Annotated in this window: 7 protein-coding genes; 2 read left to right on the forward strand and 5 right to left on the reverse strand. The window is 38.9% G+C overall.

All coding sequences use genetic code 11. The features are described 5' to 3' along the window. The first annotated feature begins 5 nt into the window (after positions 1–5). Positions 6–620 carry a hypothetical protein gene (locus HMPREF9072_RS04255; protein WP_009410700.1) on the forward strand — a complete coding sequence of 205 codons (615 nt, stop codon included), beginning with the start codon at positions 6–8 and terminating at the stop codon, positions 618–620. A 76-nt stretch (positions 621–696) separates the two neighbouring features. On the opposite strand, the gene HMPREF9072_RS04260 is transcribed toward HMPREF9072_RS04255, so the two are convergent. Together HMPREF9072_RS04260 and HMPREF9072_RS04265 are read right to left on the reverse strand one after the other, a co-directional pair. Then, positions 697–1,146 carry a thioesterase family protein gene (locus HMPREF9072_RS04260; protein WP_009410701.1) on the reverse strand — a complete coding sequence of 150 codons (450 nt, stop codon included), beginning with the start codon at positions 1,144–1,146 and terminating at the stop codon, positions 697–699. Continuing rightward, entirely contained in the window at positions 1,121–2,377 is a 1,257-nt protein-coding gene (locus tag HMPREF9072_RS04265) for an ABC transporter permease (RefSeq protein WP_009410702.1), read from the reverse strand. The genes HMPREF9072_RS04260 and HMPREF9072_RS04265 overlap by 26 nt, the downstream gene beginning before the upstream one ends. A 152-nt stretch (positions 2,378–2,529) precedes the next feature. Here HMPREF9072_RS04265 and typA point away from each other — a divergent pair, with 152 nt between their 5' ends. Beyond that, positions 2,530–4,335 (forward strand): translational GTPase TypA, encoded by a 1,806-nt coding sequence (typA, locus tag HMPREF9072_RS04270; RefSeq protein ID WP_009410703.1) that lies wholly within the window; start codon positions 2,530–2,532, stop codon positions 4,333–4,335. 152 nt (positions 4,336–4,487) lie between these two features. Here the strand turns inward: typA and rpsA are convergent, their stop codons facing one another. The 3 genes from rpsA to alaS form a co-directional block, all read right to left on the reverse strand. After that, a complete protein-coding gene (gene rpsA, locus HMPREF9072_RS04275) occupies positions 4,488–6,248 on the reverse strand; it encodes a 30S ribosomal protein S1 (RefSeq protein WP_009410704.1) in 1,761 nt (586 codons plus the stop codon). 290 nt (positions 6,249–6,538) lie between these two features. Beyond that, positions 6,539–7,102: an ACP phosphodiesterase gene (locus HMPREF9072_RS04280; RefSeq protein ID WP_009410705.1), complete on the reverse strand. Its 564-nt coding sequence runs from the start codon at positions 7,100–7,102 to the stop codon at positions 6,539–6,541. Further along, positions 7,102–9,735, reverse strand: a complete 2,634-nt coding sequence (gene alaS / locus HMPREF9072_RS04285; protein WP_009410706.1) for an alanine--tRNA ligase — start codon at positions 9,733–9,735, stop codon at positions 7,102–7,104. The genes HMPREF9072_RS04280 and alaS overlap by 1 nt, the downstream gene beginning before the upstream one ends. Positions 9,736–10,155 lie beyond the last annotated feature (420 nt).

Consider the following 10,155-nt stretch of genomic DNA (forward strand, 5'->3'; position numbering starts at 1 on the left):
TATATATGAAGACAAAAAATCTATTAGCTGTCTTATTTTTGTGCGTTACTTTAGCTGTAACAGCCCAAGATTTTCAAGAAGAAAGAGGTAATTTATCTTTTCTAAAAGATCAAAAAGTCGTGAATGTAGAGTTCAAATACGATAATTTGCGACTAATGAAAGACAATGTTACCGAAAAAGAATACGTAGATGAACGTCGTGAGTACCTAAATAATAAAGATAAGGGGAATGGCGATGTTTGGTTCAAGAAGTGGGAAAATGCTAAAGAAGGCATTTGGCAACCCAAGTTTTTAGAGCTTATGGTAAAGACTATTACATCGTCTAAGGGTATTGAATTTAAAGAAGGAGCAACTGATGCCCCTTATACTCTCATTGTAGATGTACAATGGATATATCCAGGTTGGGATGCTTGGGTAATGAAACAAGCTGCTAAAGTAACAATGGTCTTGAAATTTGTAGAAACACAAAATAGAGATAACGAACTATTTCAGTTGCGTTCTATTGAGGCACCAGGTGACCAGTTGGGTAACAATTTCAGCAATGAATCACGTATAGGGGAGGGCTTTGCTAAAACCGCTAAATCCTTTGGAAAGCTCATCATCAAACGCCTTAAAAAATAATAATAATTACAACACTTTTAACTTCAATACACTTTGTCAAAGTCTCTAAGACTTTGACAAAGTGTATTGTTACCTGTTACTTGTTACTTGTTATTTGTTTTTCCCATTCTTCAAAAAACTTAGGCTTATACAGCGATAAGTTATTATCTTTTAGAGAAGTAAATACTTGTACAGTTTCTCCCGTACAAACCAACTCATTAGCTTCGTTGTATATAAAATACTGAAAGATGAGTTTCGCTACATTGGTAGGAATATAGTGAGTTTCTATGCGCAAGCGTTCGCCATAGCGCACCATCTTCTTGTGTTCGCATACACTCTTCACAATAGGAGTTGCATAGCCTTCGCGCTCTACATCAAGGTAAGAAATACCGTATTTCCTCCCAAAGGCTTCTCTTCCGTCTTCAAAATATTTGATGTAGTTGCCGTGCCACACAATACCAAGTGGGTCGGTTTCGCTAAAGCGCACCGTAATAATAAGATTCTCAGATAAATTCACAGGTTTATACGTTTCTTTTGGCTTTGTCATAATAAATAGAGATAAGAATACAACTGATGAAAAAGAGTAGTAAAGCTCCTATTTTAGGCAGCAAACTACTCGCAGAACCGCCTCTTAGCAATACCTCGTAGAAGGCTTGTAATCCCCAGTTCATAGGGGAAATATTAGAAAGCAATTGCATAATGTGGGGCATTGCAAAGGTGGGTATCCATACGCCCCCAATAGCTGCAAAAAACACTGTGAGGGTAGCTCCCAAGGGTGCTGATTGTTCTTGGGTTTTTGCTAAAGTCCCTAAGAGTACCCCCAAACCTATAGCCGAAAGCCCTGAGACTATGGCGACTAACAACAAGAGTAAAAGTTTACCTCCCACTTCTAACATTGGTAAGCCTAAGTAAGGAAATACGAATACGCCCATTACTACCATCAAAGCGAATTGTAGTAAGCTAATCATCAGAAAAACAATGATTTTAGCGGTGAGTAATGCCCAGTAGGGTAGGGGACTCGTGAAGAGTCGGAGTCCTGTGCCTTGTGTTTTTTCCTTTACAATACTCGCCGATAGCGGTATGGCAATGAAGAAGATAGCAAAGAGAGCCCACGCGGGTACGTTGTGCTGGGTAGCGTTGGGGATAGCAGCAGTAGCCGTATTAGGATTGATTTCTCTAAAACTCACTAATACTTCAGTTTTTGGTAAACTCACTCCTTCCTCTAACTGACTCTCAAAGGCTTTATAAATATACTGATTTTCTATTTGGTATAGCAATTTGTCAATGCCTCTCTTCACACTTTCTTTAAACGAAGTCTGCAAAGTCGGGTCAAAATAAAGGCGTATTTCTTTGGTAGTATAAGCCGTTTCAGTAGGCGTTACTGTCTCGCCTGCAAAAGTGTTGATAATTGTCTCTACATTCTGTTGCACTTTATTTTGCAAGCTGGAGGAGAGTTCAGCAGGGATTACAATAGCCAGTAGGTAGTTGCCTTTCAACACCTGCTCACGCGCCATAGCTTCGCTAATAGGTTTACCGTCCAACGTTTTCACCATTTCGAAAGCACTTCCTTCTAAACTCTTACTGATATTTTCGGCAATTTCACCGCCATCGTTATCCACTAACAGAACGGCTGTTTTCTGCTCACTGATATTCTTAAAAGCCCCGTCCTGCAAAAGTGTAATGGTTACCACCAATAGCAATGGCATTGCAAAGAGAATGATAAGTGCCCCCACATCGCGCAACAGCAATAAGGCTTCTTTTTTTATAGATTGAAACATAACGGTTTGAATAGGGAGCAAAGATAGTAAATAAATACCAAATAATTCCAATAATTTCAGAAAAGACAATAACTGTCAATTTACGAATTTGCTAAATTGCTAATTACTTCGTACTTTTGCACCCTCAAATTTTTAAAACACAAATTATATCTATGACCGCTATTAGAAATATAGCTATTATTGCCCACGTAGACCACGGCAAAACTACTTTAGTAGACAAGATTTTACACCACTGCGCTCTCTTCCGCGAAAATCAAGATTCAGGCGAACTGATATTAGATAATAACGACCTCGAACGCGAACGAGGAATTACTATCCTCTCTAAAAACGTTTCAGTAGTTTATAAAGACATCAAAATAAACATTATCGATACACCTGGCCACGCCGATTTTGGTGGGGAAGTGGAGCGTGTACTCAATATGGCTGATGGCGTGCTCTTGCTTGTTGATGCTTTTGAAGGTCCTATGCCTCAAACGCGCTTTGTACTCCAAAAGGCTATAGAGATGAAGTTGAAACCCATTGTGGTAATCAACAAAGTTGATAAAGAAAACTGTACTCCTGATGAGGTACACGAAGCTGTATTCGATCTTATGTTTGAACTCGGTGCTGAAGATTGGCAGTTAGATTTTCCTACGGTATATGGTTCAGCTAAACAAAATTGGATGTCAGAAGATTGGCATAAGAGAACTGATAGTATTGCACCCCTACTCGATATGGTGGTAAAGTATATTCCAGCTCCTCAAATAGAAGAAGGTAGCTTGCAAATGCTTATTACTTCATTAGATTATTCTAGTTTTACAGGACGTATTGCTATTGGTCGTTTGCACCGTGGTACCCTAAAATCGGGTATGAATATTTCATTAGTAAAACGCGACGGAACAATTGTAAAATCTAAAATTAAAGAGCTACACCTCTTTGATGGTTTAGGTCGTAAGAAAGTAGAAGAAGTACAAGCAGGCGACATTTGTGCGATTGCAGGTTTAGAAGGCTTTGAAATTGGTGATACTATCGCCGATTACGAAAAACCCGAAGCACTTCCTACTATTGCTATCGATGAACCTACTATGAGTATGCTCTTCACTATCAACGATTCTCCTTTCTTTGGTAAAGATGGGAAGTTTGTAACCTCTCGCCATATCAAAGAACGTTTAGAGCGTGAATTAGAAAAAAACCTTGCTTTACGTGTAGAACCTACTGATAGTGCCGATAAGTTTATCGTTTATGGTCGTGGGGTATTGCACCTTTCAGTACTCATTGAAACAATGCGTCGTGAAGGTTATGAATTGCAAATTGGTCAGCCACAAGTTATCATCAAAGAGATTGACGGCGTAAAATGCGAACCTATAGAAGAACTTACTATTGATTTGCCTGAGAATGTAAGTGGTAAAGCAGTAGATTTAGTTACCCTTCGCAAGGGCGAAATGCTAAGTATGGAACCTAAAGGTGAACGTATGATTATTAAGTTTATCATTCCTTCTCGCGGTATCATTGGTTTGCGTAACCAATTGCTTACAGCTACTGCTGGTGAAGCTATTATTCACCACCGTTTCTTGGAGTTCCAACCTTTCAAAGGTGAAATAGCAGGGCGTATTAATGGTTCGCTTATTTCTATGGAACAAGGTACTGCTATTCCTTATTCTCTCGACAAATTGCAAGACCGAGGCAAATTCTTTATCTTCCCTGGTGAAGATATTTATACAGGACAAGTAATCGGTGAAAACTCTCGTAGTGGAGATATAGTAGTAAATGTAACGAAGACTAAAAAACTTACTAACGTACGTGCTGCGGGCTCTGATGAAAAAGTAAAATTAGCACCGCCTATTAAGTTTTCTTTAGAAGAAGCCTTGGAATATATCCAAAAAGATGAGTATGTAGAAGTAACTCCTAAAAATATGCGCTTACGTAAAATCTACTTAGATGAGAATGAACGCAAACGCCACGAAAAGGAGTTTAAGTAATCTCCAATATTTAATAAAAGAAAGCCTCAGTATATAAAAATACTGAGGCTTTCTTTTATGAATAATAGATATATCATAAATAATAAAAAAAGTCGTCACTTCCCAGCAACGACTTTTCCTCATTAAAACAAAAAATTATGAAAAAAACTAAATTACTTCTCTTTTTCCATCTTGTCTTTCAACTCTTGTAATGCTTCAAGATCACCAAGTGTTGATTTTTCGACTGTAGATGAGCTGGTATTTACAGCAGCTTCTTTGGCTATTTTCTCTTCTTCTTCTTTGAAGATAGCAGTGTGAGAAGCTACTACACGTTTAAATTCTTTGTTAAATTCAATCACTTTGAAATCAGCAGTGTCTCCTTTGCCCAATTTCTTTCCGTCTTCTTTTTCTAAGTGACGTGAAGGAACAAACGCTAAGATATCGTCGTTGAAAGGAACAGTAGCACCTTTATCTACCATTTTAGAAATAGTACCTTTGTGAACTGTACCTACCGCAAATTCAGTTTCGTATTTGTCCCAAGGGTTAGGAGTGGTTTGCTTATGTCCTAATGACAATTTGTGTCCTTCGGCATCTAATTCAAGTACTACTACTTCAATCTTATCACCAGAGTTTACAAATTCTGATGGGTGTTTAATTTTCTTAGTCCAAGAAAGGTCGGTGATGTGTATAAGACCATCAATACCTTCTTCGAGTTCTACGAATACACCGAAATTAGTGAAATTGCGAACAGTACCTGTATGTTTAGAACCTACTGGATATTTTTCAGTGATGTTAATCCAAGGGTCTGGAGTAAGTTGTTTAATACCCAAAGACATTTTGCGCTCGTTGCGGTCGAGAGTCAAGATAACAGCTTCTACCTCGTCGCCGAGTTTTACGAAATCTTGAGCAGAACGCAAGTGAGTACTCCAAGACATTTCAGAAACGTGGATAAGACCTTCTACACCATCAGCAATTTCTACAAAAGCACCGTAGTCGGCAATTACCACTACTTTACCTTTTACTTTATCGCCTACTTTAAGGTCATCAGCAAGAGCGTCCCAAGGGTGTTTGCTAAGCTGTTTTAAACCTAATTGGATACGTGATTTGTTGTCGTCGAAATCGAGGATAACTACGTTCAGTTTTTGGTCTACCGATACCACTTCGCTTGGGTGATTGATACGAGCCCAAGAAAGGTCGGTGATGTGAATCAATCCGTCTACGCCACCAAGGTCTACAAATATACCGTAAGAAGTGATATTTTTCACAACTCCTTCGAGTACTTGTCCTTTTTCGAGTTGACTGATGATTTCTTTCTTCTGTTCTTCGATATCTGCTTCGATGAGCGCTTTGTGAGAAACCACTACGTTTTTGAACTCGTGATTTACTTTCACAATCTTGAATTCCATTGTTTTGTTTACGAATTGTTCGTAATCGCGGATAGGTTTCACATCGATTTGAGAACCAGGTAAGAATGCTTCGATGCCAAATACATCTACTATCATACCGCCTTTGGTACGGCTTTTTACGAAACCGTTTACGATTTCGCCGTTTTCGTGTGCCAAGTTAATTCTATCCCAAGCTTTAAGCGTACGTGCTTTGCGGTGTGAAAGTACTAACTGGCCGTTTTTATCCTCACGGATATCGATAAGCACTTCTACTTTGTCACCTACTTTGAGGTTCGGGTTGTAGCGAAACTCGTTGAGAGAAATAACGCCTTCTGATTTAGCGTTGATGTCGATAATCGCTTCTCTGTCAGTGATGCGAGTTACTACTCCTTCTACTACTTCATTGTCTTGAGTGTCAACGAAATTGTTTTTAACCAATTCTTCGAAGTTTTTCAATTGGTCTTCTTGTACGCTGTCAATACCTTCTTGGTACTTGTCCCAATCAAAGTTCTGTAAGAACTCTTCTGGATTTTGAGTGTTTTCAGCCATTTGCTGATAATAAAATTTGTATTTCCTAATTAGGAACGAGAGTATTTTAGTAGGGCTATTTCTAATAGGAAAGAATGAAACAATAATGATAAATTAATACTCTATGCCCTTAAAAAAATTATGGCAAAATTACAAATAATCTTTGAATTAGCCAAATAATTTTATGATTTTTGAAGATGTTTTTTTATTTGTAACTGTGTATCTATTTGTTTATTAGATAATTATATGGATATTGTATTAGGTAGAAATATTACTAAGAAACAATCGATTCTACTGAAAAATTTTTGTAATTACATCATTTGTATTTCTTTAAAGAACTGAGTAAATTCTTCTTCATATAATTTTTCATCTCTTTTTAAATCTTCTATGGCATATTGCATTTTCGAAACAAAGCCTGTACGCCTATCCATTCGGTATAATATGGAAGAGATACCTTCAAAGGTTTGATAGCTTTCTAACCAACGTTCGGCAATGATGTATTTACTCAAAGTTTGAGCTTTATTGTTGAGCAATTGTTGATGGCGTTCTAAGGCATCGTAAAAGTGCTGAACATATTGTTCTAAGGATTTATCAGAATATTCTTTCCAATGTTTAGCAAGATAATAATCGTAAAAAATATCTACCAGTACCCCTGCGTAATGGTTGTAAGTAGGCACCAATCGGTGTTTACTTTTCCGGAAAATGGCGTGTGCATCAGTGAAAGTATCTATTCTGCGATGTAATAAAATACCCCGTTGCATTGCTTCGGGGTATTGTAAGTATTCCTTGCCTCGTACGGTATCGGCGATAAAGTTGCCAATAGTGAGCAGTTCATCGCCTTCGCCCGAAAGGTAAATATGAGCCAAAAAGTTCATTATAAATAATCTTTTACCTTAGAGAGTGCTTCGGTAATACCACTGGGGTTTTTACCTCCTGCGGTTGCAAAGAATGGCTGTCCGCCACCTCCTCCGTGAATGTATTTGCCCAGTTCTCGTACTATCTTACCAGCATCTAATCCTTTGGCTTGTGCCAATTCTTTATTGATATAGCATAACAAGAGTGCTTTGCCTTCTTCGTGAGCTGATGCAAAGAATACAAAAGCATTTTTTACCTCATTACCTAACTCGAAAGCAAGGTCTTTGAGAGTTGCCACTTCTGCATCTACTTGTTTTACGAGACACTGAACACCATTTACTTCTGTAAATTCAGCTTTGATGCTTGTTTTAAGTTGCTTAGCTTGCTCTTTTTTCAACTGTTCAAGCTCTTTGTGTAAAGCTGCATTTTCTTCTTGCAAGTGCCTAATCGCTTTTACAGGGTCTTGCGCGTTTTTCAGCGTTTCTTTTATTTGTTCTACCAGCTGTTCTTGTTCTGTAAAATACATCATAGCTCCTCCACGGGTAATCGCTTCAATACGGCGAATACCTGCTGCTACAGCACCTTCTGAGATGATTTTGAAATACCAAATATCACCTGTGTTCTTTACGTGAGTTCCCCCACAAAGCTCTTTGCTATCACCAAACTGAATCATACGCACACGGTCGCCGTACTTTTCACCAAAGAGTGCCATAGCTCCTGATTCCACTGCTTGTTGCATAGGAATATTACGATGCTCTTGCAAAGGAATTTTCTCAAAAATGCGTTTGTTTACCAATTGCTCTACCTTTTTGAGTTCTTCCTCAGTAAGTTTAGCAAAGTGTGAGAAGTCGAAGCGCAAAGTTTCAGGAGCTACACGAGAGCCCTTCTGTTCAACGTGTGTACCCAACACTTCGCGTAGAGCTTGGTGTAATAGGTGGGTAGCACTGTGGTTAGCTTCTGCCATTTCACGTGATATTGAATGTACTTCTGCTTTGAAAGGGTCGTTTAAATTAGTAGGCAGGTGTTCTGAAATGTGAATGATAAGGTTATTTTCTTTCTTGGTATCTAAAATATAGATAAGCTCACCGTTAGCACTTTGTAGAGTACCTTTATCGCCCACTTGTCCACCTCCTTCCGGATAAAAAGGAGTAGTGTTGAATACCAGCTGAAAATGAGTACCGTCTTTCTGGCTTTCCACTCTGCGGTATTTCACCAATCGCACCACAGCCTCTAAGGTATCATAGCCTATAAACTCCTCTTCATCGTCGTCGCGGAGTATTACCCAGTCGTCAGCTTTTATTTGAGCTGCTGCACGTGAACGCTCTTTTTGTTTTTGTAATTGTTCTTCAAAACTAGCTTCGTCCATAGTGAGCCCTTTCTCCGAAAGAATGAGCGCTGTCAAATCTTTGGGGAAGCCGTAAGTGTCGTATAATTCAAAGGCTTTACCGCCCGATAATTGCTTGCCAGGACTGTTTTGTATCATTACGTCTAGCATCAATAAACCTTGTTCAAGCGTGCGCAAGAAAGAGGCTTCTTCTTCTTTTATGACGCTCATAATCAGGAATTGCTGTTTTTCCAATTCGGGGAAAGTACCTCCCATTTGGTTAGAGAGTGTCTCTACTAATTTGTAGATAAACGGTTCTTTTTGGTTTAAGAAAGTAAAACCATACCGAATAGCACGGCGCAAAATACGGCGTATCACATAACCAGCACCATTGTTAGAGGGCAACTGACCGTCGGTAATAGCAAAAGCCACAGCCCTAATATGGTCTGAAATCACACGAATCGCAATATTTACTTCTTCTTGTTCAGGAGTTACACGGTCGCCTGAGGTATATCTACTTTGGGTAATCTCTTCCACTTTGTGAATGAGTGGGGTAAACACATCGGTATCGTAATTTGATTGTTTCTTCTGCAATACCATACAGAGGCGTTCAAAACCCATACCTGTATCCACGTTGCGAGAAGGTAGTTTTTCGAGACTGCCGTCGGCTTTGCGGTTGAACTCCATAAACACATTATTCCAAATCTCAATTACCTGAGGGTGGTCGTTATTCACAAGGTCGCGACCTGGCACTTTGGCTTTCTCTTCATCTGAACGGATATCCACGTGAATTTCGGTACAAGGACCACAAGGACCTTGGTCACCCATTTCCCAAAAGTTATCTTTTTTATTTCCGAGAAGTATATGGTTTTCAGCAATCCGTTCTTTCCATATATCATAGGCTTCTTGGTCAAAAGGCACGCCGTCTTCTTCACTGCCTTCAAAAACGGTTACATAGAGGTTTTCTTTGGGAATTTTGTATATTTCGGTGAGCAATTCCCACGCCCAGCTAATGGCTTCTTTTTTGAAGTAATCGCCAAACGACCAGTTGCCAAGCATCTCAAACATCGTGTGGTGATACGTGTCGCGACCTACCTCTTCCAAATCGTTGTGCTTCCCCGATACGCGCAAACACTTTTGAGTATCGGCTACGCGTTTGTATTTAGGTTTAGCATTACCAAGGAAGAACTCTTTAAATTGGTTCATACCAGCGTTGGTAAACATCAGGGTAGGGTCGTTTTTAACCACCATAGGAGCCGAGGGAACAATAGTGTGCCCTTTGCTTTCAAAGAATTTTAGGAATTGTTCTCTTATTTCTTGCGAAGTCATATATTTTTAACTAACGATTGACAGTTAATAATTAACATTTTCAGGGCGCAAAGGTACGAACTAATTAGCAAATTCACAAATTTGCTAATCTGCTAATTTTCCCCTCGGCTTTAACTGAGCAATCCGCAGAATAATGATGTTTTACAAAAGAATTATCTGTGCTAAATCTGTGTAATTCGTGAAGTCTTTGCGAGACTTTCGGGTAGCTTACTGACTATTTGTTTTATTTGTAAAGATTTGTAAGATTTCTGTAGCGTAAGCTACACTCTTCTCACATCAATTAATTCAACTCTTGATTGATATTAGTAACATTCTAAATTCAATTGTTATTCAGTTAGTATTCAATTAATCTTTGGTCAGTCTTCATTGTAGAGCCATTGTAGAGCCATTGTAGAGCCACTGTAGAGCCACTGTAGAGCC

The organism is Capnocytophaga sp. oral taxon 324 str. F0483 (assembly GCF_000318315.2).
GTDB classification, from domain to species: Bacteria; Bacteroidota; Bacteroidia; order Flavobacteriales; family Flavobacteriaceae; genus Capnocytophaga; species Capnocytophaga ochracea.

What these genes read in the sequence shown, in the direction of transcription:
- rpsA (WP_009410704.1), bottom strand. Translation starts at nt 6,248, where the DNA reads ATGGCTGAAAACACTCAAAATCCAGAAGAGTTCTTACAGAACTTTGAT.
- HMPREF9072_RS04265 (WP_009410702.1), bottom strand. Translation starts at nt 2,377, where the DNA reads ATGTTTCAATCTATAAAAAAAGAAGCCTTATTGCTGTTGCGCGATGTG.
- typA (WP_009410703.1), top strand. Translation starts at nt 2,530, where the DNA reads ATGACCGCTATTAGAAATATAGCTATTATTGCCCACGTAGACCACGGC.
- HMPREF9072_RS04255 (WP_009410700.1), top strand. Translation starts at nt 6, where the DNA reads ATGAAGACAAAAAATCTATTAGCTGTCTTATTTTTGTGCGTTACTTTA.
- HMPREF9072_RS04280 (WP_009410705.1), bottom strand. Translation starts at nt 7,102, where the DNA reads ATGAACTTTTTGGCTCATATTTACCTTTCGGGCGAAGGCGATGAACTG.
- alaS (WP_009410706.1), bottom strand. Translation starts at nt 9,735, where the DNA reads ATGACTTCGCAAGAAATAAGAGAACAATTCCTAAAATTCTTTGAAAGC.
- HMPREF9072_RS04260 (WP_009410701.1), bottom strand. Translation starts at nt 1,146, where the DNA reads ATGACAAAGCCAAAAGAAACGTATAAACCTGTGAATTTATCTGAGAAT.